Raw genomic sequence first — 23,057 nt, 5'->3', positions numbered from 1 at the left:
CCGCAATAATCGTGGAGATGATCGGGGATTTCCAGCACCGTACGGGGAGCCGTCACATGCGCAGAAGCTTCAGCCTGTTCTTAGCCGGAGGACTCGCCGCCGGCGCCCTGACCGCACCCGGCCAGGCCGGCGCGGCCATCACCACTGCCCCCACCACCACTGCCACGACCGCGGCGACACCCACGAAGACGACGGCGCGGCTGGCGCCGTACTCGAGTTTCAAGGTCTCGGTCAAGCACACCAAGCGCACCAAGCGCGGCGGCAAGATCACATATTACGTGAAGGCGAAAAACCTCGGCCCGCACTACGCCGACTACTACTGGATGGGCGGCGAGGTGCCGAAGGGCATCGTGTCGACCCTCCGCTGGGGCGGCCCCAAGGGTACGAAGTGCACCTGGGAGGGCCGCTGGTTCTGGTGCTGGGGCCCGATACGCCTGGAGAAGGGCGAGACCGACTGGCTCAACTTCCAGGTGACCCTGAAGAAGGGCACCACGGGCACCGCCAAGGCGCGCGTCGGCGTGCTGTCGTTCGACGTCGACCAGGGCATGGAGAACATGAGCGAGGCGGAGCTCAAGCGCCTCGGCATCAAGGGCTACTACTGGCTCAAGACCGCCAAGACGACGATCGTCAGCCCGCCGCGCCGGCCGGGCCGGAGCTACACGCCGCCGCCCCCGGTCCAGGAGTACAACCCGCCGTCCAGCCACGTCGAGACGAACAAGAAGAAGGACACCTGACCCATCACCCCAGGCCGTGCCGTACGGCGTACAGCGCGGCCTGGGTGCGGTCCTGCACGCCCAGCTTCATCAGCACGTTGGAGACGTGGGTCTTGACCGTCTTCTCCGCGACGGCCAGGCTCCTGGCGATCTCCCTGTTGGACCGGCCGGCCGCGATGAGCGCGAGCACCTCGCGCTCGCGGTCGGTCAGCGGGACCGGCGCGGGCACGTCAGGGGCGCCGGCCGTGGACAACATCGCCTCGGCCGCTTCGGGAGCGAGCAGCACCTGGCCCCCATGCACGGCCCGGACCGCCTGGACCAGCGCGGTCGGGTCGACGTCCTTGTAGAGGAACCCGGACGCACCGGCCCGCATCGCCGGGCCCACGTCCCCCCTATCGCTCACCGACGTCAGCACGACCACCTTGGTCGCCGTCCCGGACAGCCGCTCCAACGTGCCGAGACCGTCGAGCACCGGCATCTTCAGATCCAGCAGCAGCACGTCGGGGGCCAGCTCCGCGACCAGCTCGACGGCCTGCGCCCCATCGCCGGCCTCGCCGACGACGGTGATGTCGTCCTGCAGGTCAAGGAACGTCCGCAACCCCTGCCGCACCACTGGATGATCGTCGGCGATCAGCACCCGGATCAAACGCCCACCTCCACGCGTACTGTCGTCCCCTGGCCGGGGGCCGACTCGACGGTCAGCACGCCGCCGACCGACTCGGCTCTGTCCCGCATCGACACCAGCCCGAGACCGCGCGAGTCCGCCTGCTCGAACCCGCTGCCGTCGTCGCCGACGGTCAGCGCCAGCTTGCCGTCCTCATAGGCCAGGCGTACGAGGACACGAGAGGCTCCGGAGTGCCTGAGCGCGTTGTGCAGCGCCTCCTGGGCCACCCGCAGCACGGCCACCTCGACCGCCGAATCCAGCGGCGGCAGCTCGCCGCACTCGAACGCGACCAGGGACGGATGGAGCCTGTCGAGCATGCGCACGTGCTTGCGCAGCGTCTCGGTCAGCCCGTGCCGGTCGAGCTCGGCCGGGCGCAGCTCCACGATCACGGCACGCAGCTCCGACAGGGCCTCGCCGGCCAGGCGCTGGACTCGTTCGAGCTCCACGGCCGCCTTGCCGGGGTCCCGCGTCAGCATCGTGCCCGCGGCCTGGGCCGTGAGCCGGAGCGAGAAGAGCTTCTGTGTGACGGCGTCGTGGAGCTCCCTGGCCACGCGGTTGCGTTCCTCCAGCATGGCCAGCTCGCGGCCGCGCTCGTAGAGCCTGGCGTTGGTCAGCGCGATCGCGGCGTGCGCGGCGAACAACGTGAGCAGGTCCTGGTCCTCCTGCGTGAAGCCGCCGGGCGTGCGCTTGTTGGCCAGGAAGATGATGCCGAGCACCTGCTCGCCGTCGCGGATGGGGACGCCGAGGAAGTCCTTCATCACCGGATGGGCCTTCGGCCACCACTCGAACCTGGGGTCCTTGCGCAGGTCGGGCAGCTTGACGGGAGCGCCTTCGCGGAGCATCGCGCCGAGCATGCCATGCTGCCGGGGCAGCGGCCCGATCGCGTCCCACTGCTTGTCGGTGATGCCCTCGGCGACGAACTCGCCGAACGACCCCTCTTCGTCGGGCACGCCGAGCGCGGCGTAGCGGGCGTCGAGCAGCCGCTGCGCCGAGCGTACGATGACCTGCAGCACTTCGCGGACCGACAGATGGCGGGTGACCGCGAGCACCGCGGAGCTCACCGCCTGCAGGATCTCGTCTCGGTCGGCCGTCACGGAACCACTCTATGATCCCCGGCCACCCAGGGTCCTAGGACGATGTGCCCAGGCCCGGACCAGCCTTCAGCCCGATGTCCGCCGGCCGTCCCGTTTCTAGCGTCGAGACATGACGAACACCGCACTCATCACCGGCGCCTCACGCGGTCTCGGCCTCGCGCTGGCGCGCTCGCTGGCAGGGTCTGGCTGGAACCTCGTACTCACCGCCCGCGGAGCGGAGGACCTGGAGCGGGTCGCGGCCGAGCTGGGCGCGACCGCGATCCCGGGCGACGTGGCCGACCCGGCGCATGTCGAGCGGCTGGCCCGGGCGGCTCCCGAGCTGGACCTGCTGGTCAACAACGCCAGCGACCTGGGCGTGACGCCGCTGCCGCCGCTGGCGGGCTATCCGCTGGAGGCGTTCAGGGCGCTGCTGGAGACGAACGTCACCGCTCCCCTCGCCCTCATCCAGGCCACACTCCCGGCACTGCGCTCGTCCTCCCACGGCGCCATCGTGAACGTCACCTCGGACGCCGCCACCGGCGCGTACGAAGGCTGGGGCGGTTACGGCGCCGGCAAGGCCGCCCTGGAGCAGCTGTCGAACGTGCTGGCCGCCGAGGAGCGCGGGGTCCGCGTCTGGTGGGTGGATCCGGGCGAGATGAACACCCGCATGCTGGCCGACGCCGTGGGCGCCGAAGAGGCGGCCGCCGCGGCCGACCCGGCGAAGGTGGCCGTGGCACTGCACGACCTGGTCAGCTCCCGGCCGGCCAGCGGAAAAGTGAGCTTGCAATGACTCTGGCACTCGACTTCGTCCTGCCGCCCGGCCTGTCAGCCCACGAACCGCCCGAGGCCAGAGGGCTGGCCAGGGACGCGGTACGCCTGATGGTGTCGCGCGGCGACCTGGAGCCCGAGCATCACCGGTTCGGCGACCTGCCGGGGCTGCTCGACCCAGGGGATCTGATCGTGGTGAACAACTCGGCCACCCTGCCGGCGGCCGTCAGGCTGGACCGGCTGGCGGTGCACTTCTCCACCGCGCGGGAGGACGGCACGTGGCTGGTCGAGTTGCGCAGGCGTACCTCGAAGGCGTCCGAGCCGTACGGAGGGGGTGAGGCCGGGGAGTGGCTGCCGCTGCCGGGGCGGGCCACGCTGCGGCTGATCGAACGGGAGACGCCGCGGTTGTGGCGGGCGGTGCTGGATCGGGACGTGGAGGAGTACCTGCGCGCGTTTGGGGTCCCGATCCGCTACTCCTACGTGGATCGGGACTGGCCGATCGACGACTACCAGACCGTGTTCGCGACCGTGCCGGGCAGCGCGGAGATGCCGAGCGCGGCGCGGCCGTTCACCGCCGATCTCGTGACGGCGCTGGTGGCGCGCGGGGTCGGGATCGCGCCGATCACCTTGCACACGGGGGTGGCCTCGCCGGAGAAGGACGAGCCGCCGTACGCGGAGCGGTACGAGGTGCCGGCCTCGACCGCGCGGCTGGTCAACCTGGCCCGCCGGAGCGGCAACCGGGTGGTGGCGGCGGGCACGACGGTCGTACGGGCTCTGGAGACGGCCGCAGGCGCGGACGGGCGGGTGATCGCGGCTGCGGGCTGGACCGAGCACGTCGTCACCCCGGAACGCGGCGTGCGGGCCGTCACAGGGCTGATCACGGGACTGCACGAGCCGCGCTCCAGTCACCTGCTGATGCTGACCGCGATCGCGGGCGAGCAGGCCCTGGCCCAGGCGTATGACGAAGCGCTACGGGAGGGGTATCTGTGGCACGAGTTCGGCGACACACACCTGCTACTGAAGAAATAGGCTTTACATAGATTTTGCCATTGTGATAGGAACAGCCGACATTTACGGGGGCTTGGCGATGTGCGTCCCCGTGCCCAATTCCTCACCGGAGACGTTTAATGCGCAACTCCCTTCTCAAGGCCGCCACGCTGGCATTGCTGGCCGGCGCCCTGCTCATCCCGGCTGTTCCCGCCTCCGCCACCACGGCCACCACCTCGGCCGCGGCTACGGCCGCCGACCCGTTCTCCGCCTTCGGCGTCAAGGTCAAGGCGCCTAAGACGGTCAAGGCCGGCGGGAAGATCAAGTACACCATCGTCGCCACCAACAAGGGCCCGCACTACGCGGACTCCTGGTTCCTCGGTGGCGAGTTCCCCAAGGGCGTCGACCTCAAGAAGATCAGGTTCGGCACGAGCGTCAAGGGCACTGAGTGCTACGGCGAGGGCCGGGCGTTCTACTGCTTCCTGCCGCAGGTGGTCGAGGTGGGCGACTCCGTTGCCATGGTCTTCGACGCCCCGCTGAAGAAGGGCGCCAAGGGCACGCAGACGGCGACGATCGGCGTGGTCTCCTACAACGTCGACCAGGGCATGGAGAACATGAGCAAGGAGGAGCTGGACCGGCTCGGCATCCCCGAGTTCGGCTTCAAGAAGACGGTCAAGACCAAGATCGTTCGATGACCGGTGCCCGGTCCGAATGGCGTACCTGCTGCACGACCATCGGACCGGGCGCAGTACCGTGGCTGGATGTGGACCAGCGCTCCCTCCTGATCACCCTGACCGGCCCCGACCGGCCCGGTGTCACGTCGCGTCTTTTCTCCGTCCTTTCCGGCTTCCCCGTGACGGTCTCGGACATCGAGCAGGTCGTCATCCGGGGCCGGCTCACGCTCGGCGTGCTCGTCGCGTACGCGGGCGGCCCCTCGACCGGCACCGGCAGCACGCTCGGCGCCATGTGGACCGCCGTCGAGCGGGTGGCCGAGGACCTCGGCATGGAGGTCGAGCTCTCCACCGGATCCCAGACCAAGGAGCAGCGCCGCCGCGGCCGCCTGTCGGTCAGCGTGCTCGGCGCCACGCTCCAGCCCGCCGCGATCGCCGGCATCGCCGGGCGCATCGCCGCCGCCGGCGCCAACATCGACCGCATCGAGCGCCTCGCCCAGTGGCCCGTCACGTGCATCGAGCTGTCCGTGTCCGGGGCCGACCCGGACGCCCTGCGGGTCGAGCTGGCCGCCGAGGCCGCCGCCCAGGAAGTCGACGTGGCCGTGCAGCGTACGGGCCTGTCCCGGCGGGCCAAGCGGCTGATCGTCATGGACGTCGACTCCACGCTCATCCAGGGCGAGGTCATCGAGCTGCTGGCCGCGCACGCCGGCTGCCTCGACGAGGTCGCCAGGGTCACCGAGCAGGCCATGCGCGGCGAGCTGGACTTCGCCGAGTCGCTGCGCAAGCGGGTCGCGTTGCTCGAAGGGCTGCCTGCCGAGGTGTTCGAGCACGTACGCAAGGAGGTCGTGCTCACGCCCGGCGCCCGTACGCTGGTGCGGACGCTCAAGCGGCTCGACTACCGCTTCGCCATCGTCAGCGGCGGCTTCACCCAGATCACCGATGGGCTGGTCGACGAGCTGGGCATCGACTACTCCGCCGCGAACGTCCTGGAGGTCGTGGACGGGCGGCTGACCGGCCGGGTCGTCGGCGAGATCGTCGACCGGCCCGGCAAGGCCCGGGCGCTGGAGCGCTTCGCGCGCGAGGCCCACCTGCCGATCTCCCAGACCGTGGCCATCGGCGACGGGGCCAACGACCTGGACATGATCGCGGCGGCCGGGCTGGGGATCGCGTTCAACGCCAAGCCGGTCGTCCGGCAGGCCGCCGACACCGCGGTCAACACGCCGTACCTGGACTCGATCCTCTACCTGCTGGGGATCTCGCGGGACGAGGTGGAGGCGGCCGACGCCGAGGACGCCGTGCTCGCGACCGGCTAGCTCTCCTTCGGATCCCAGAGCGTCATCAGCCGGCCTTCCCCTGGGTACAGGTCCGCCCACGCCGACTCCACCCGGATCACCGCGAACGCGCCCGGCCGGAACACGTAGTCGCCTCCGGCCAGGCCCAAGGCCAATTCGTGCACGCCGGGGTTGTGGCCGCACAACACCACGGTGCCCAGGTCCGGATCCGACCGGCGAACCAGCTCCAGCAGTTCCTCGGGGTAGGCCTCGTAAATGTCACGCTCGTAGCTGATCTCCATCTCGGGGAAGGCGATCTCGGCGGTGCGTTTGGTCCTGAGCGCCGGCGAGCAGAGCACCGCGTCCGGTTCCAGCCCAGCCGCCCTGATCTCGTCGCCCGCCCGCTTCGCGTCCCGCTCCCCGCGGTCGGTCAGCGGCCGCTCCCGGTCGGCGAGGCCGGGGATGTGGGCGGCTTTCGCATGCCGCAGCACGATCAACGTCCGCACCCGATCACCCTGTCTTCGAAGCCAAGTTGGCCAGCGCGACGAGCACGGCCAGGATGACGAGCATCGCCACCAGAATGAGGCCCAGGGTCTTTCCGCCGCTGGGCTGCTTGCCATTTTCCACGCGCCCAGTTTGCCACCGAGGGTCTCCAGTGCCACGCCCGCCCATCGCACTGGTCCTCCGGGTCAGCGCCGTGCACCCAGCGCACCGGGCCCTTGCCACCGCCCCCCACACCCCCGACAGCCCGCACCACGCGAGACGCCCGCCCCCAAACTGGGAGCGGGCGTCTCTGGTGTGGAGCGCGGTGCTAGGACGCGACCGGCTCGTGCTCTCGATCGTTGTTGTTGCTGGCCGGCTCACTGGTCGCCGACCGCCGCTTGGACACCACAATGGCGCCGACCACCACAGCCACCGCCACCACAGTGATGCTGATTCGCAGGGCCGGGTTGCCGGCGTACAGCACCACCGAGGGCGCGACCAGCAGCGCCACCAGGTTCATCACCTTGATGAGCGGGTTGATGGCAGGCCCGGCCGTGTCCTTGAACGGGTCGCCGACCGTGTCGCCGATGACCGTGGCGGCGTGCGCCTCGGACCCCTTGCCGCCGTGGTGCCCGTCCTCGACCAGCTTCTTGGCGTTGTCCCAGGCTCCACCGGAGTTCGACAGGAACACGGCCATCAGCGTGCCGCACGCGATCGCCCCCGCCAGGAACGCGCCCAGCGGCGCGTACCCGAGAGCGAATCCAACCGCGATCGGCGTCATGACCGCGAGCAACCCAGGCGTGGCCAGCTCGCGCAGCGAGTCGCGGGTGCAGATGTCGACGACGCGCCCGTAGTCCGGCTTCTCCGAGCCGTCCATGATGCCGGGCTTGGTGCGGAACTGGTCCCGCACCTCGAAGACGACCCGCATCGCGGCCCGCCCGACGGCCGAGATCGCCAGGCCGGAGAACAGGAACACGACCGCGGCCCCGATGATGAGGCCGACCAGGACGTTCGGGTTGTCGATGCTCAGGCTGAAGTTCTGGAAGATGCCCAGCGCATCCTTGATCGACGCGTCCGCCTTGGCGAGTTCGCCCTCCACGGCGGTGCGGAAGGCGCCGAACAGCGCGGTCGCCGCCAGCACGGCCGTGGCGATCGCGATGCCCTTGGTGATCGCCTTCGTGGTGTTGCCGACGGCGTCCAGGCTGGTGAGCACCTGGGCGCCCTCGCCATGGACGTCGCCCGACATCTCGGCGATGCCCTGCGCGTTGTCGGAGACCGGGCCGAAGGTGTCCATGGACACGATCACACCCACGGTCGTCAGCAGGCCGGTGCCGGCCAGGGCCACCGCGAACAGCGCGAGCGTCACGTTGCCGAAGCCCAGCAGGAACGCGCCGTAGACCGCGCCGCCGATGATCAGGGCGGAGTAGACGGCCGACTCCAGGCCGACGCTGATGCCGGCCAGGATGACGGTGGCGGCTCCGGTGCGGGAGCTCTCGCCGATCTCGCGTACGGGACGCCGGGTGGTCTCGGTGAAGTAGCCGGTCAGCAGCTGGATGGCGCTGGCCAGCACCAGGCCGATGAGGACCGCGCCGATGGCGATGAGCCGCGGGTCGGCGTCGGACTGGATGACCGAGCCGGTCAGACCGCTGAAGTCGGCGGGGAGGTACCAGAAGGCCGCCACGGCCACCAGCACCGCAGAGATCCCGGCCGAGATGAAGAAGCTGCGGTTGATCGCGGCCATGCCGTTGCGGTCGCCGTCGCGCATCCCGGTGACGAAGATGCCGATGATCGCAGTGATGACGCCGATCATCGGGACGATCAGGGGGAAGATCAGCCCCTGCTCGCCGAAGGCCGCACTGCCCAGGATGAGGCTGGCGACCAGCATCACCGCGTACGACTCGAACAGGTCGGCCGCCATGCCGGCGCAGTCGCCGACGTTGTCGCCCACGTTGTCCGCGATGGTGGCGGCGTTGCGCGGGTCGTCCTCCGGGATGCCCTGCTCGACCTTGCCGACCAGGTCGGCGCCGACGTCGGCGGCCTTGGTGAAGATGCCGCCGCCGACTCGCATGAACATCGCCAGCAGCGCCGCCCCGAACCCGAACCCTTCGAGCACGTGGGGCGCCTCGCCCCGGTAGATGAACACGACCACGGCCGCGCCCAGCAGGCCGAGGCCGACGGTGAACATCCCGGCCACGCCGCCGGTGCGGAACGCGATGCGCATGGCGCGCTTCTCGCCCGAGTCATTGGCCGCGGCGGCGACGCGGACGTTCCCGCGCACGGCCAGCCACATGCCTATGAACCCGGTCAGCGCGGAGAATACCGCCCCGACCACGAAGAAGATCGATCGCCCGATGCGGACGTCCATCTCTCCAGGTAGCAGGAGCAACAGGAAGGGAATCACGACGACGAAGATCGCCAACGTGCGGAATTGACGCGTGAGATAGGCGGCGGCGCCTTCTTGTACGGCACGGGCGATGTTCTGCATGCGCTCGGTGCCCTGGCCGGCGGACAGCACTTCGCGCACCAGGCCGCCGGCGACGGCTAGTGCGATCAGTGCGACCGCGGCGACCACGATCACGATGGTGAGATTGTTTGCGCTAAGGGCCAAATTGGACGCTGGCTCCGATGCCAGCATGTGCCTGCTCATCGTTCTCCTCGGCAAGACCGGTCGTCCTGCCCGGACGGTGCTGCAGTTTTCCTCGGCGGGTGTTGCGGCACCATCCGGGTTGTGGGTGCCGCTTCCGGTTGAATCCGCGTTCCGCCGGATCACCTTGGCCGGTGCCGGGAGTCTACGCAGGCAGTGAACGGATATGAAGGCTCGGAAGGTCACTAATTATGCATGCGTCTCGTACGCCCGTGCCCGTGCCCCGGTTTGCACCCTGACAACCGTAATTTCCTTCTGTTTACGGTCATGACAAGACATGGTTCCGGTTAGCCGAAACCCGGCATCGGAAAGCGCGTGCAAGCGAGACGTGACCGTGGACGATGCGATGTCCACGGTCACGCCTGAGGGGAAAGGAGCCTGCGGCCCACGCCTGTACTGAGGCATAGGTGCCGGTAGCGCCGTAACGGCGGCCTGCCACTGACCGAGTCAGCAGCGTCTCCCTGGAGAGACCTCAGCTCCGTTCGGCGGGTGGCGCCGGGCTGGGCCACCGTAAAGAAAGAAAGGGAAAGACTATGAGGTAGGGATACCGGCGGCGGGCCAGCTCATGCGGATGTCGGTGCCCTTGGGCGTGGGGAGGACCTCGACGTCGTCGGCCAGCCCCGTGATGACCGCGAGGCCGAAGCCCGTCATGAACGAGTCGGAAAGCATGCCGAGGTCAAGCGGCTTCTCCTGCTGGAGCTCATCACTGGGGGCGTGATCGCTGACCGTGACCTCGAAGCGTCCAGCGTCGTCACGCAGCTCGATGCGAATGGGCTCGCCCGGGCAGTGGGCGCGATGCGCCTCCACTGCCCGGGAACACGCCTCACCCACGGCGAGCCTGACCTCGTCCAGCAGAGACTCCTCCACGCCGGTGCGGCGAGCTATCGCCGTCGCGACCAGCCGGGCGGTGCGCACATGCGCGGGGAGAGCGCTGAACGTCAGCTCGACGGTAGCCATGCTACTTGTCTTTGCCGTGAGCTTCCTTGGCCTCGTCGACCGAAGCGTAGATCCCGAAGACCTTGGTCAGACCGGTGATCCGGAAGATCTTGAGGATGCGCTCCTGCGTGCAGACCAGCTCGAGGGAGCCGTCGTGCGCCCGCACCCGCTTGAGCCCGCCGACCAGGACACCAAGGCCCGTGGAGTCGAGGAAGTCGACCTTCTCCATGTTGACGAGAAGGTGGAAGTTACCCTTGTTCACCAGGTCGATCAGAAGCTCACGCAATCTCGGCGCGGTGTAGACATCGATCTCACCCTCGACCTCGACGATGGTGAGTCGGTCCTCGTTGTGGTGATCCAACTTCAGATCCACAGATCCTCCAGCGCCTCGCCTGCGAAAGTACTCTTGCCAGCCTGGCAATCTGGAGTCTGGCCCCAGACTGTCCGACCTTGACGCGTGGGCATTCAACCACGCGTCTGGCTTGTGTCTATACGAAATCACGATTCCCGACGACTTTGCCCATCGATGCAAGACTGGAAACAGTGACTTCCACGGCATCCTCCCCACAACGAGCAGGTCCACTCCTCCGCCACCTGCTCAGTGTTCCTGCACGTCATGAGCGTGTCACCCATGTGGAGCATGTTCCAGCACGTCAGGCCGGTCAAGCCCGCTGGCCCAAATGGACGCCAGAAGTGCTTGTTACGCGCTTGGCGAACCGCGGGGTGACAGGACTCTGGCCTCACCAATACGAGGCCGCCGACCTGGCATTTCGTGGCCGAAACGTGATCATCTCCACAGGCACGGCATCGGGGAAGTCCCTCGCGTATCTCACTCCCGCAGTCGCCTCATGTCTTGACGGCGGCACGGTGCTGTACCTGACGCCGACCAAGGCCCTGGCCGCCGACCAGCTGCGCGGGCTTCGGGAGCTCCGGATCACGCAGCTGCGCGCGGCCTGCTTCGACGGCGACACGCCGTTCGAGGAGCGGACGTGGGTACGCCAGCACGCCAACTACGTCCTGACAAATCCGGACATGCTCCACCGAGGGATTTTGCCGCGCCACGCCCAGTGGTCCGCCTTCTTCCGTCGGCTCCGCTTGATCGTCGTGGACGAGTGCCACGGCTATCGGGGTGTCTTCGGCTCCCACGTCGCCCAGATCCTGCGCCGCCTGCGGCGCGTCTGCGCCCGGTACGGCTCGCGGCCCACGTTCCTGCTCGCCTCGGCGACGGCCAGCGAGCCGGCGGCGTTCGCAATGAGGCTGACGGGGCTTGAGATGAACGAGGTGACCATGGACGCCTCTCCCAAGGGGTCTACCACCATCGCCCTCTGGGAGCCGCCTCTGACGGAGCTACGGGGCGAGGGAGGGGCCCCTGTGCGGCGTACGGCGACGGCGGAGGCGGCGGATCTGCTGGCGGACCTCGTTCTGGCGGATGTCCGCACGCTCGCCTTCGTACGCTCCCGGCGCGGCGCGGAGACGGTCGCGCTGTCGGCCCGCGCCAAACTCGCCGACGTCGCCTTCTCCGCCCCCTTCACCGGTACGGGCACGCCCCCGGCACTCCATACCCCCGCACCCGCCACGCCGGACCGGGACCAGACCCCCGCTCAAGGCCGCGGCGCCACGACGCCCGCCTCCAGCCGCGCACATCGCCGGGCCGACCCCGAGCGGCCGGCGGAACTCCACACCTCGGCAGGCACGTCACCCACCGTCGACGACCTCCGCACCACGTCGACTACCTCGCCCGTACCCGACGAATCGCACATCAGGAGCGGCGCAGCACCAACGGCGGCGACGCCCCTCACCTGGGCGCTACCGGAGCTCCCCGACCTGGCCGACCTCCCGAACAAGATCGCCGCCTATCGAGCCGGCTACCTCGCGGAAGACCGCCGCATCCTGGAGAAGGCGCTCCGCGAAGGCACCATCATGGGCCTGGCCACCACGAACGCCCTCGAGCTAGGCGTCGACGTCTCCGGCCTGGACGCCGTGCTGATCGCGGGCTGGCCCGGCACCCGGGCCTCCCTGTGGCAGCAGGCAGGCCGCGCGGGCCGCGACGGCAGGGACGCCCTCGCGGTGCTGATCGCCAGAGACGACCCGCTGGACACCTACCTCGTACACCACCCGCAGGCCCTGTTCGGCCAGCCCGTCGAGGCGATCGTCCTGGACCCGGGCAACCCTTACGTCCTTGGCCCCCACCTCTGCGCCGCGGCCGCCGAGATCCCCCTGACCGAGGACGACCTGCCCATCTTCGGCCCCACCACCCCCGATGTCCTGGACGATCTGGTCGGCGAGGGCCTGCTGCGGAAGCGCCCGGCGGGCTGGTTCTGGACCAGGCGCGAGCGGGCCACCGACCTCGCCGACATCAGAGGCGGCGGAGGCGCCCCGATCCAGGTCGTCGAGTCGTCCACAGGCCGCCTCCTGGGCAGCGTGGACGAGCCGTCCTCGCACACCACCGTCCACACGGGCGCGGTCTACATCCACCAGGGCGAGACCTTCCTGGTGGAGCTCCTCGACCTGGACGCCGGAGTGGCCCTGGTCTCCAGCGCCAACCCCGACTACTCGACGTTCGCCCGGGACATAACCGACATCTCCATCCTCGCCACCGAGCGGTCCCAGCCGCTGGGCCCCGGCACGCTGCACTTCGGCGAGGTGGAGGTGACCAGGCAAGTGGTCTCGTACCTCAAGAGGCGTATCCAATCGGGCGAGATGCTCGGCGACGAGCCGCTCGACCTGCCACCCCGCACCCTCCGTACCCGCGCGGTCTGGTGGACGCTGCCCGCCTCGGCCGTGGCCCCCCTCGCGGAAGCGGGCATCGACCTCGGCGGCGCAGCCCATGCTGCCGAACACGCCTCGATCGGCCTGCTGCCGCTGTTCGCCACCTGCGACCGCTGGGACATCGGCGGCGTCTCCACGGAGCTGCACGCCGACACCGGCCTGCTCACAGTGTTCGTGTACGACGGCCACGAAGGCGGCGCAGGTTTCGCCGAACGCGGCTTCGCCCGCGCGACGGACTGGCTGACGGCCACCCGCGAAGCCATCGCTTCCTGCGAATGCGAACGCGGCTGCCCTTCCTGCATCCAGTCCCCCAAATGCGGCAATGGCAACGAACCCCTTCACAAACACGGTGCCATCCGTCTCCTGAACACACTCTTGGCCGCCGAATGACCGACACCGGCACACGCCCGATACGACGGAACCCCGCCCACGCACGCCCTTGAGCAGGTGAACCGCACGGCTTCGTCTGCCCAAGGACATCCGTAGTGGGCTACGAGCGAGCCCTCCTGCCCTCGGTCGCGGGGCAGTAATGCAGCGACGTCGAGTTGAAGGTCGTGGAGCACTGCAACCCCGGCGACGGCGTGGCCGACGGCGGCTCCCCATCAGCCGCACCGACACAGGACCTCAACGCCGACCCCCATCAGCCGCCTCGGCACAGGACCTCAACGCCGGCCCCCATCAGCCGCACCGACACAGGACCTCAACGCCGACTCCTGATCGGCCGCACCGACACAGAACGTCGATGACGGCTTCCCGTCGGCGGCACTGGACGCGGGGGACTTTGTGGTCTGTCGTCAGGCGCGCCGGCGCACCGCGAAGGCGCGCTTGTCGTCATCCCCTTCATCGCCGACGTTGTCGTCATCGTCGTCCGCGGCCCAGAAATCCGCGGCCCCAGGCTGCGGCCGCTCCCAGAACCCGCTGTCCTCCATAGACCTGGGCGACGGCGGCAGGTAGTCGTCCCAGCGATCCTCGATCTGCACGGCGGGGGCGGGACGGAGAACGGAAGCGGACGACTCAGGCACATCCGTAACAGCCGAACTGGGCAGTGCGATCCGAACCGGCTCCTGACGAACCACGTCTGCTTCGTCGGCACCATCCGCATCCCCGGCGCTGCCCTCGACCGCCCGCGCCTCGCCACCACCAAGCGGCGCCGCGGCAGCAGGCACTTCCGTGTGTGCCTGGTCAATCGGAGCCGCCTGAGGAAGCTCCTGAAGCCGCGCGCGGGGGCCGGCAGCGGACACCTGTTGCAACCGCCGGCCGTCGCCGGAGGACGTCGCTGTCTCCCGAACCTCCAGACGATCGACGGAGGATGCTCCCTGAGTCAACGACCGACCACCCGAGGACAACCCTTGAGCATGCGACCGACCGGCCGACGCCCCTTCAGCGTGGGACCGGCCAACCGACGACAGCCCCTGACCTAGTCGAGCCTCGGCTGAGGACGTGTCCTCGCCACGTGGCCGATCGGCGGACGACGCCTTCGAAGCAGGTGAGTGATCGGGAACGCGTGTCTTGGCCACGGCAAGGATCACAGCGGGCCTGCGTCGCGGGGGTGTCGAGGTGACCGGGGCGTCCCCGTCATCACCCCGCACCGTCGCCAACTCGCCCCCCTCCGAATCGGCAACGGGCCCCGACGCCATGACGGCCGGGGCTTGGGGGTGCCGTCCTCCCTCGGCAGCGAGCGCGCGCCGCCGGGCCCAACCCCCTGCGTGGGCGCCGAGCAGCAGCAGGAGCAGGCCGCCCGCGATGTAGAGCCCATACTGGCCGAGGTTCCCGATCGGGGACTCGTCCGATTGGGCCTTCACGCCACCCGCTTGGACAGGCGCGGAATCCGTGCCGTCTTCCTTGGTGCCCGCCGGGTTCAGGCCACCCGTCTCGCCCTGGCCGTCGGCGGTCGGGATCGGGAGGTTGCCGTCCGAGTCGGCATCGGGGATGGCCGGCAACTTGGAGGTCGTCGGCTTGCGGATGGTCGGCTTGCTCGTGGGTACGGTCTGCTTCTTGGCAGGCAGGGTCGGCAGCGGATCGACTTTCCTGGTGTCCCTAGGAGTCTCCCGGGTCTTGGCCGTTTCCTTCTTCGGCTGGGCGGCGGCCGGGGCGGGGATCGTGACGTAGGCGGCACCCGATTCGTCCGACCCGATCGACCCGCCGTCGCCGTCACCCCGGAACGCCTTGACCGTGAACCCCACCTTCTGCCCCGCCGCATTGGCCGGCACCGTGAGCGCCGCCTCACAGGTGCCGCCGGCGCACGCGCTATCCACAGACAGCCGTCCCACGACGCCGGACTGGGTGTTGGCAACCTCATACGACTGCAAGTCGGGCTCGGAGCCCTTGCTCCAGGTCACGAGCACCTTCTTGGTGCCCTGGAGGCCGGCGTTCACGTTGCCCGGGGTCTCGGCGGGCCGCCGCAGCTTGAACGTGCTGCTCGCGTACTTGGTCCCGGTGATCTCGCCTTTGAGGGTCACGGTGAAGGTGCCGTTGGGGGCGTTCCCGGCGTCGAACGTACCGGAAATCGTCTGGTTCGCTCCGCCATCGGCCACCTTCTGCGTGGGTGTCGATGGCCCATCCACGTACAGGCCCATGCGGAGCTGCATCAGCCCCGTACGCGCGGACACCGTGACGGACGAACTCGAGACGACCTGACCGTCAGAGGGTGAGGTGATCTGCCCGGCGGAGCCGGCCTGAGTCACCGCGGTCACCGTGGCCGCCTGGGCGGAGCCGCCGAGCACAATGGATCCCACCGCGATGATCCCCGCGGTCACCACTCTGCCAACTACCGTCACGACGCTTCCCTCCATCGAGAGCCTCGCGCCGCCCGGCCGCCCGGATGGGGCCACTCGGACGACGATCGGAAGTGCAGTCCGCCCGGCGATACGGTCACCGACCGCCCCCCGAACCTGCACCTTAGCGACTCCGTTCCGGCTCTCCCAGACCCTTTGTCATAGATGGCATGGACCGAGGGTAAGCGGAACGTTACGCGAAATATTCAACTCTTGGACACCTTGTCCAAGAAGTCGTGACTCGATTGCGACCTTGCCTCACAAACCTCAAAAGCCGCATGACACCCATCCGCCCACACCGACCAAGCAAGGCCCCCATCAGCACACTCGACCCCCGAACCACCATTCGGCAGGCCCATTTGGAAGGGCTGCCAAATGGCGTCGCTCGACCGTCCGCCACAGGCGCCGCACAGCGCGGCCTATCCGGGCACGGCCGCTTCCCGGCACGGTCCATCCCAGCGCGGTCCATCCCGGCGCGGTCCATCCCGCGCGGCCACTTCCCGGCGCGGTCCATCCCGCGCGGTCCATCCGGCGCGGCCACTTCCCGGCGCGGCCAGTTCCCAGCGCGGCCCGCTCACCTCGGCGAGGGCTTCTAATGATCGTCGTTGTCGGGTGGAGTCCACTCTGCCGGGCCCGCCCGTGATCTGCCCATCACGGTGTGAGTGCCGACAATTGGCAACGAGATCGGTAACGAGGTCCAGACATCGGCCACCTCGTCGTTGATCTCGCATCGGGTCAGCTCGACGCCGTTCTGGGCAGCCAATGCAGCGGCTCTGGCGCAGGCGCCTTCGGGGTCGAAGAGGGCCAACCTGGCAGCGGCAAGGGCGCTCATGTCGGCGGCGTTGTTGACGCGATGGCGGGCCACGCGCGCGGCGCCCACGGTGGCGAACGCCGTAGCGACGGCCATCAGGAGCCCCATGAGGGCAACGCCCCATAGCGTGGCTGACCCTCGTTCCCTGGGATTGATTTCTACCTCCCCTTGCGTGCCACCTTGCTGATGGATCGTGGAGGCCATGGAGCCGTTGCTGGCGAGATGTGGCAAGTCGTCATACATCCGGTTTCGCCTTCCAGATGACGAACGGTGGATGGATCTCACGACTCCATGGCTCCCCTTCTACGTCATGGCGGTCGTCATGATTCGGTGTCGGCGGTGGCCGAGGCTGATACGCGAACTGCTGGCAGCGAGGAGCCCCACGCTGGTCGGACTTGGACTGTGATCTGCACTTTTGTGGTCTCTGTGTCGCGCGTTACGTCTACTTGAGCGTCTGGATGTGTGGCTGAGCGGGCGACGTCGCGAACCTGGTCCAGCGGCTCGCCGCGAGCGGCGGCTCGGGCCGCCGCTCGGGCCGCGTCCACGCATTCCAATTGCGCGCTCACGGCTTGGATGGCCCATAGCGCGGCTGCCAGGACGACGATGAGCGCGGGCAGCATCGCGGCGGTCTCAGCCGTCACCGATCCACGCGATGCCATCCGCCGGCCGTCCGTCACAGTTCGCGCCCCCGCAGTCTGCTCCGAGCTAGAAACCTGCGTGAGCTTCATTACCCGCGTGAGCATCGTGACCCGCGTGAGCATCGTGACCCGCGTGAGCATCGTGACCCGCGTGAGCGTCGTGACCCGCGTGAGCATCGTGACCCGCGTGAGCTTCATGACCTGAGTGAGCTTCATGACCTGCCTGACCTTCCGTGTACACGCAGGCTTCGTAGCTTGTCTGAGGCTTGCTGCCTGTCTGAAGCTTGCAGGCGGCGAGAGCGTCATAGACCGCGCAGGGCTCAGGACCTGCGCGACCGTCGTGAACCGAGCAGGAGTCGAGGCCGCGCGAGTCTCATAGTCCGGGCGCCGCCAGTGGTCCACGCGAGGGACGTAGTCTGCGCGGGGCGCCGGGTCACCCGTTCGTGTTGAGCGCTCGATCGATGAGGGACGAGAGCATTTCCTGGACCTCCGGACTGCTGACCACTTTGAAGAGGAGTGCAGCGAAAGCGCAGGCTGCGATGGTTCCTACGGCGTACTCGGCCGTGGACATGCCTCGCTCTCGGTTGGCGGCCGCGTAGTGGAGCCACCTGTTGGACGGCCGTCGCGAGCTTCGGGGTGCTCTGGGGTCATCGGGAGCGGTGGTCGATGGCTCGTGCGGAAAGGCGTGAGGCGCTGGTTGGCGCTTGGACTCCGGCTCGATGTCCCTTGCGAACCCGCGGTCTGTATGGGCGGCTTCTGCAACGTTGTGAGCTGCGCTTCTACCTGCGATGGAGTGGGTCGGGTTGTGAGTGGTCATGGCCATGCACGCCGTATTGCCAGGTGAGGGCGCATCGGCGGAGTGGGTGAGCGTGGAAATGCTCGTCTCGCTGAGATTCAGTTTGCTAGCTGCGCATTCCGGCGATGTGGCGAGGAGGGCTACTGGGTTGGCGCTGATGTTGTCTGGCGTGGTGGCGGGACGATGCATCGTGCCTCCAGGTGCTCGGTGGAGCCGGGGTCTTGTCCGGCGGGATACCTAGGTTCGCCGAGGCGAGGCCGGGTTCGATGGGCCGAGTGGCGTTCTGTGGATGGGCGAGGGCGACGGCGCAAGTCCTGTGGATTACGGGAGTTTGTGGATATCCGTGATCCGCGTAGGCGTTCGGTGATGAGTGTTTCGGCGAAGGGGGGCCAACCTGGCAATCGTCAGGCCTGATCGGCCATCCGCCCTGGCCGGGCACCGGCACCTCGACGTGGCGTCGGCATCTCTGGCGGGTTATCGGCGGACCGTGGCGGCGGCACCTGGCGACCTTGGCGGTGCGGGACCTCCCACCCCTTGTGCGGCAGCTGTGCGGCAGCCTTCGCCCCGGGCCCGCACCCCGGCCCCGGGGCGAAGGCTTTGCGGTTTTCGCGAGGGACGATCGCTATGGGAGGACAATCGTCGAGGCGAGGCCGGCTATTACCGGGATGATGCCGAGAAGGACGAACGCCGGCAGGAAGCACAGGCCCAAGGGCGCTACTGCCTTTACGCCGACGCGCCTGGCCGAGGCTACGGATGCGGCTCGGATCGCTTCTCGGGCGTCGTCGGCCAGTCGGGTAAGAACGTCGGCTACCGGGGCACCGCTCTGAGCTGCTCGAGTCATGGCCCGGGAGAGCTGGCCCAGTGCCGGGTCCTTGGCGAGGAGAGCCCAGGTGGGCTCGGGGTCGGCGCCTAGACGTAGCTGGCTGCTCACCCAGGTCAACCGCTCGCCGAGGGGGCCGCGGATCGCGTCGGCGGCGATCTCGGTGGCGGCGCTCACCGGGCGTCCAGCGAGTAGGCAGGCCGTCATCAGATCGGCGGCGAACGGCAGGTCATTGGTGATTCGTTCGTGCTCGCGTTGGGTCCGCCTGGGCTTCTTTTTGTGGAGGTAAATCCCGGCGGCGGGGCTGATCAGAAGGCCGGCCAGGATTCCGATCGTGCCGCCGACGAGGGCGGCGGTCGCCAGCCCCGCGCATGTGGCGGTGATGATCGTCTTGCGCGTGATCGGTCGTGCCTGGTCATGGGTTGGATCGAGCCAGGTTGGGTGGGGGCGTTCGATGTTCGGCGTTGGTGTGGGTGTGTTTGGAGGGGTGTTCGGGTTTTGGTACGGCAAGAAGTCCTGCGAGGGGGGCTCGGGACGGCTACGAGGTTCCTTCTGCGGGGGGTGGAGTCGGGCCAGGCGTTCCTGCGGCGTCCTTGGTGAGAGCCACAGCCACATGGCCATGCCGGCGCACAGGGCAGACAGGAATGGAAGCATTGGCGGGAAGTCCGATCAACTTCGTGAGGCTAGGTGCGGAGGAAGGAATGTCCGTCACGCCGACGCCAGGGAAGGAGACGTCCGCCTGGCGGGGCCCTGCGATCTTTGGCCGAGCGGATCTTGCGGCTGGGGCTGATCCGGGACGTGGCTGGGCTGGTTCGGGGCGTGGCTGGTCAGCCTTGTGCTTGGGCCGCCATTCGGTTGGTCCACCACAGGCCGCAGGCGTCGAGGGTGATTCCAGTCACCAGGCATGCGAAGCCGGGGATGCTGCCGAAGAGGAAGTGCATGGGGTGCATGTTCAGGGCTGCGGCCATGAGGAGGCCGAGGGCGGGAAGCGCGGCCAGCATTCTGGCCGTGGTGCGTGGTCCTGCCAGTTGTGCTGCGACGTCCTGGCGGTGGACCTGCGCTGTGCGTAATGTGCCGGCTACGCGTTCGACCAGGGCTGCCAGGCCTGCGCCTACCGTGACGCTCACGTTCCAGCATGCTGCGAGTTGGCGTAGGCCCTCGCCTCCCTGTGGTGGGGCCGAGGCGGTCAGGGCAGCGGAGACGTCGCCGCCGTCTCTCGCTGCCGCAACGATCGGGCGCAGGGCCTCGCGGTCGGGGAAGTCCACTGCCGTAATGGCTCGGGTCAGCGCCTCCCCTGGAGTGCGGCCTGCGGACAGCTCCGCGGAGAGTGCCTGGCATAGTTCGATCGACGCCAGTCGCCAGGCTTGAGCTCGGCGCGCGGGGCTTTGGCGAGTGAATAGCCTTCGCAGGGACTGCCACTGGGGCTTCGGGCGGCTTGCGGTCAGTCTGGCGAGGCGGGTTGTGGCAGTGGTCGGGCCTGTCCACAGCCACAGTGCGCAGGCTGTGGACAACGCGGCGGCTACCAGGGCGCTGTTTGTCATCGCCAGCTTGCCTCCATCTCGGTCATCGATGTCTGACTCGTCTCCGTTGGGTGGCTGGTTGCCCAATTCGATGGGCGAGTCATCAGGGGTGCGTGTCCGGCTGTACGGCCTGGACCAGGGCGTCGTGGCCGGGGCCGGTTCGGGAGTTGCCCTTCGTGTCGAAGGTCAGGGCGGGGAGCGACTCCACGAAGCCTGGTGACGTTCTGGAGAGCAGGCAGATCTCGGCGATTCGTCTTCGGCCGTCCGGGCGGTCGCGGGTCAGGTGAATGACGGCGTCGAGAGCCGCGGACAGTTGGCTGTGTACGGCCTCCCTGCTCAAACCGGCCGCACAGCCCAGTGCCTCCAGGCGGGGCGGTACGTCCGCCGCCGTGTTCGCGTGCAGGGTGCCACAGCCTCCTTCGTGGCCGGTGTTGAGAGCGGCCAGCAGGTCCACCACCTCGGCACCTCGCACCTCACCGACCACCAAACGGTCCGGGCGCATCCGCAATGCCTGCCGTACCAGGTCACGTAGACCCACGCCGCCCGCGCCCTCCAGGTTCGCCGGACGGGTCTCCAGGCGTACCACGTGTGGGTGGAGAGGGCGGAGCTCGGCCGAATCCTCGACCAGGAGAAGCCGTTCGCCCGGGTCGGCCAGCGAGAGCATGGCCGACAGCAGCGTTGTCTTCCCTGTCCCGGTGCCGCCGGATACGAGGAAGGCCAGTCGGGCGGCCACCATTGCGGTCAGCACAGGGACGGCGGACGGAGTGATCATGCCCGCTGACACCAGGTCCGCCAGTGTGAACGTGCGGCGCGGCGGCAGGCGCAGCGACACGCAGGTGCCGCCGGGGGCGACGGGTGGGAGAACAGCATGGAGACGTACGCCTCCAGCGAGTCTGGCGTCCACGTAGGGGGAGGCGTCGTCCAGTCGTCTGCCTGCCGCGGCTGCCAAGCGCTGAGCCAGCCTGCGAACTGCCGGATCGTCGGTGAACGTGACCGAGGTGCGGTGCAGGCCGCTGCCGTCGTCGATCCACACCTCGCGGGGGCCGTTGACGAGGACGTCCGTTACGTCGGGCCGGGCCAGGAGCGGTTCCAGGGGGCCTGCGCCTATGAGGTCCGCGCAGAGGGCTCGGGCCACGGCCAGAATCTCCGCGTCGCCGTAGACGGCTTTCTCGGCCCTGAGGGCGACGGCTACCTGGGCGGCGCTGGGTTCGGCGCCTATGCGGGCCAGGCGTACCCGGACGGCCTCCACCAGCTCCGGGGACACCGCGGACGTCGGTGCGGGAGGGGAGAACGTTGTCGATTGCTGGGCTGCCGAAGGGGTGGGCTGGGGCTTCAGGGTGCTCGCCTGCTTTCGGGGATGCGAGGCGCCGGGGTCGACCCGGCGGCCAAGTGCCGGGTATCGGGCCGGAGGTGGGGTTGGCGCTGTTGTGGCTGAGGTGTGTCGGATCTGGCCGCCCAGGCCGGGGGCAGGGGGCTTGTCACGGTGGTAGGACGTCGCGTAGGAGGGAGGCGCAGAGGCCGCCTAGTACGGTGCGCGGGCCCAGTTTGGGTAGCTCGCCGCGGTTGAGGGTGGCGGTGAGTCTTGGCTGGTCGGGGAGGGTGCCGGCGCAGGGGATGCCGAGCGCGGCCACTGCCATGTCGCCGTCCACGACGCCGGGGCGGAGGATCGCTCGGAGGTCGGAGGTGTGCTTGCGGGCCTCGCACAGGACCTGGACTCCGGAGAGGATTCCGCGTACGTCGGCCGCCGCCACGACGAGGGTGGCGTTCGCCCTGGTGAGGGCCTCGACGGCGGCCGGGTCGAGGTGGCGCGGGAGGTCTACGACCACCAGGTCGAAGCCTCTCTGGCCGGCTTCGAGGACCGAGCGCATGGCCTGGGCCGGGATTGCGGCCACCTCACCCCGGTGGAAGGACAGGACCGCCAGGTCGCCGAACGACGGCAACGCCGCCTGCAGGGCAGCGCAGCTGATCCGGCCCTCCCTGGCTACCAGGTCTCCCCAACGGGCGCCTGACGCCTCCTCGTGGCCCAGCAGCACGTCTATGCCGCCGCCCAGCGGGTCGGCATCCACGAGGAGCGTGCGGAGGTGGCCGCTGCCGGAGGCGTGAAGGGCCAGGCAGGCGGATAGGACGCTCGCGCCTACTCCGCCCCGGCCGCCGGTCACGCAGATCACCGCTCCGGAGCGGGAGTCTGGCTCGATGGCGTCTGCGAACCGCTCCACCAGATGGCGTTCGTCGGCGGGGAGGTTCACGACGGACTGGGCGCCTACTGCGACGCATTTTCGCCAGGTGTCCGGGTCGTCGAAGTCACGGGTGACCAGGAGGACTTGATCGCGGGCGGGAGGGGATGAGGCGGCCACGGCCTCTGCCTGGTCGGCGCCCACTGCTATGAGCGGGGCGAGGTTCCAGTATGGGCGGGCGTGGGCTGGGACGTGGGCCACGTCGAGTTGTGCGCCGGCTGCGGCTGCTATGCGGACCAGGTCGTCCAGTAGGGCGTGGTCGTCGGTGATGACCAAGGGTCGGTGCATGTCGGCCTCCCGTTTTGATGGGAGGGACAGCTTGTTGCAGATGGTGGCGGTGGTGAGCGGGCGAACGGGGTTCTGGGGATAGACGGTGTCGGTGCCGGTGTTCTTGTGGACAACCGGTGGATGAGTGTGCGATCGCTGGGCCGTGCGTCGTCGTCGGCAGGGCGCACCAGGAGGGGCGGTCGGGCAACTCGACCAGG

21 protein-coding genes are annotated in these 23,057 nt (G+C 68.9%); 7 read left to right on the top strand and 14 right to left on the bottom strand.

Features of this window, described 5'->3' with window-relative positions:
- The first annotated feature begins 56 nt into the window (after nucleotides 1-56).
- Nucleotides 57-734 (top strand): hypothetical protein, encoded by a 678-nt coding sequence (locus tag ACTWPT_RS43530; RefSeq protein ID WP_443183402.1) that lies wholly within the window; start codon nucleotides 57-59, stop codon nucleotides 732-734.
- 4 nt (nucleotides 735-738) lie between these two features.
- Here ACTWPT_RS43530 and ACTWPT_RS43525 read toward each other — a convergent pair whose 3' ends face one another.
- Both ACTWPT_RS43525 and ACTWPT_RS43520 read right to left on the bottom strand, forming a co-directional pair.
- On the bottom strand, nucleotides 739-1,359 hold the full coding sequence (locus ACTWPT_RS43525; protein ID WP_443183401.1) for a response regulator: 621 nt from the start codon (nucleotides 1,357-1,359) through the stop codon (nucleotides 739-741).
- Complete coding sequence (locus ACTWPT_RS43520) at nucleotides 1,356-2,471, bottom strand: GAF domain-containing protein (RefSeq protein ID WP_443183400.1); 1,116 nt, start codon at nucleotides 2,469-2,471, stop codon at nucleotides 1,356-1,358. The genes ACTWPT_RS43525 and ACTWPT_RS43520 overlap by 4 nt, the downstream gene beginning before the upstream one ends.
- Before the next feature lie 109 nt (nucleotides 2,472-2,580).
- On the opposite strand from ACTWPT_RS43520, the gene ACTWPT_RS43515 reads away from it, so the two are divergent.
- From ACTWPT_RS43515 to serB, 4 genes are all read left to right on the top strand, one after another.
- Entirely contained in the window at nucleotides 2,581-3,240 is a 660-nt protein-coding gene (locus ACTWPT_RS43515; RefSeq protein WP_443183399.1) for an SDR family oxidoreductase, read from the top strand.
- A complete protein-coding gene (locus ACTWPT_RS43510; protein WP_443183398.1) occupies nucleotides 3,237-4,247 on the top strand; it encodes an S-adenosylmethionine:tRNA ribosyltransferase-isomerase in 1,011 nt (336 codons plus the stop codon). The genes ACTWPT_RS43515 and ACTWPT_RS43510 overlap by 4 nt, the downstream gene beginning before the upstream one ends.
- A gap of 98 nt (nucleotides 4,248-4,345) precedes the next feature.
- Nucleotides 4,346-4,900, top strand: coding sequence for a hypothetical protein (locus ACTWPT_RS43505; protein WP_443183397.1), 555 nt, complete (start codon nucleotides 4,346-4,348; stop codon nucleotides 4,898-4,900).
- 68 nt (nucleotides 4,901-4,968) lie between these two features.
- Nucleotides 4,969-6,189, top strand: a complete 1,221-nt coding sequence (gene serB / locus ACTWPT_RS43500) for a phosphoserine phosphatase SerB (protein ID WP_443183481.1) — start codon at nucleotides 4,969-4,971, stop codon at nucleotides 6,187-6,189.
- Here the strand turns inward: serB and ACTWPT_RS43495 are convergent.
- The 4 genes from ACTWPT_RS43495 to ACTWPT_RS43480 all read right to left on the bottom strand — a co-directional run bounded on the left by ACTWPT_RS43495 (nucleotide 6,186) and on the right by ACTWPT_RS43480 (nucleotide 10,583).
- Entirely contained in the window at nucleotides 6,186-6,653 is a 468-nt protein-coding gene (locus tag ACTWPT_RS43495; RefSeq protein ID WP_443183396.1) for a SixA phosphatase family protein, read from the bottom strand. The genes serB and ACTWPT_RS43495 overlap by 4 nt on opposite strands.
- A 305-nt stretch (nucleotides 6,654-6,958) precedes the next feature.
- Nucleotides 6,959-9,277 carry a sodium-translocating pyrophosphatase gene (locus ACTWPT_RS43490; RefSeq protein WP_443183395.1) on the bottom strand — a complete coding sequence of 773 codons (2,319 nt, stop codon included), beginning with the start codon at nucleotides 9,275-9,277 and terminating at the stop codon, nucleotides 6,959-6,961.
- Between the two features lie 528 nt (nucleotides 9,278-9,805).
- Nucleotides 9,806-10,231, bottom strand: coding sequence for an ATP-binding protein (locus ACTWPT_RS43485; RefSeq protein WP_443183394.1), 426 nt, complete (start codon nucleotides 10,229-10,231; stop codon nucleotides 9,806-9,808).
- Nucleotide 10,232: 1 nt separating this feature from the next.
- Complete coding sequence (locus ACTWPT_RS43480; protein ID WP_020542579.1) at nucleotides 10,233-10,583, bottom strand: STAS domain-containing protein; 351 nt, start codon at nucleotides 10,581-10,583, stop codon at nucleotides 10,233-10,235.
- A gap of 410 nt (nucleotides 10,584-10,993) precedes the next feature.
- On the opposite strand from ACTWPT_RS43480, the gene ACTWPT_RS43475 reads away from it, so the two are divergent.
- Entirely contained in the window at nucleotides 10,994-13,369 is a 2,376-nt protein-coding gene (locus tag ACTWPT_RS43475) for a DEAD/DEAH box helicase (protein WP_443183393.1), read from the top strand.
- 404 nt (nucleotides 13,370-13,773) lie between these two features.
- Here ACTWPT_RS43475 and ACTWPT_RS43470 read toward each other — a convergent pair whose 3' ends face one another.
- From ACTWPT_RS43470 to ACTWPT_RS43460, 3 genes are all read right to left on the bottom strand, one after another.
- Nucleotides 13,774-15,735, bottom strand: coding sequence for a hypothetical protein (locus tag ACTWPT_RS43470; protein WP_443183392.1), 1,962 nt, complete (start codon nucleotides 15,733-15,735; stop codon nucleotides 13,774-13,776).
- A 610-nt stretch (nucleotides 15,736-16,345) separates the two neighbouring features.
- Entirely contained in the window at nucleotides 16,346-16,807 is a 462-nt protein-coding gene (locus ACTWPT_RS43465) for an Rv3654c family TadE-like protein (RefSeq protein ID WP_443183391.1), read from the bottom strand.
- Between the two features lie 77 nt (nucleotides 16,808-16,884).
- Nucleotides 16,885-17,184, bottom strand: a complete 300-nt coding sequence (locus ACTWPT_RS43460; protein WP_443183480.1) for a TadE family type IV pilus minor pilin — start codon at nucleotides 17,182-17,184, stop codon at nucleotides 16,885-16,887.
- Between ACTWPT_RS43460 and ACTWPT_RS43455 the strand changes: the two genes are divergently transcribed.
- On the top strand, nucleotides 17,168-17,407 hold the full coding sequence (locus ACTWPT_RS43455; RefSeq protein ID WP_443183483.1) for a hypothetical protein: 240 nt from the start codon (nucleotides 17,168-17,170) through the stop codon (nucleotides 17,405-17,407). The genes ACTWPT_RS43460 and ACTWPT_RS43455 overlap by 17 nt on opposite strands.
- A gap of 228 nt (nucleotides 17,408-17,635) precedes the next feature.
- Here ACTWPT_RS43455 and ACTWPT_RS43450 read toward each other — a convergent pair whose 3' ends face one another.
- The 5 genes from ACTWPT_RS43450 to ssd form a co-directional block, all read right to left on the bottom strand.
- Entirely contained in the window at nucleotides 17,636-17,773 is a 138-nt protein-coding gene (locus ACTWPT_RS43450; protein WP_127938717.1) for a DUF4244 domain-containing protein, read from the bottom strand.
- Between the two features lie 847 nt (nucleotides 17,774-18,620).
- On the bottom strand, nucleotides 18,621-19,328 hold the full coding sequence (locus ACTWPT_RS43445; protein ID WP_443183390.1) for a type II secretion system F family protein: 708 nt from the start codon (nucleotides 19,326-19,328) through the stop codon (nucleotides 18,621-18,623).
- 317 nt (nucleotides 19,329-19,645) lie between these two features.
- A complete protein-coding gene (locus ACTWPT_RS43440) occupies nucleotides 19,646-20,359 on the bottom strand; it encodes a type II secretion system F family protein (RefSeq protein ID WP_443183389.1) in 714 nt (237 codons plus the stop codon).
- An 82-nt stretch (nucleotides 20,360-20,441) separates the two neighbouring features.
- Entirely contained in the window at nucleotides 20,442-21,602 is a 1,161-nt protein-coding gene (locus ACTWPT_RS43435) for a TadA family conjugal transfer-associated ATPase (protein WP_443183388.1), read from the bottom strand.
- Between the two features lie 214 nt (nucleotides 21,603-21,816).
- The gene (ssd, locus tag ACTWPT_RS43430; RefSeq protein WP_443183387.1) at nucleotides 21,817-22,860 is read right to left on the bottom strand and encodes a septum site-determining protein Ssd; all 1,044 of its coding nucleotides are present in this window, start codon (nucleotides 22,858-22,860) and stop codon (nucleotides 21,817-21,819) included.
- Nucleotides 22,861-23,057: the final 197 nt, after the last annotated feature.

This window comes from Nonomuraea sp. 3N208 (genome assembly GCF_052245935.1).
GTDB lineage: Bacteria > Actinomycetota > Actinomycetes > Streptosporangiales > Streptosporangiaceae > Nonomuraea.
Note: the sequence above shows the minus strand (reverse complement) of the source record. Positions and strands in the feature narration are given on the sequence as shown.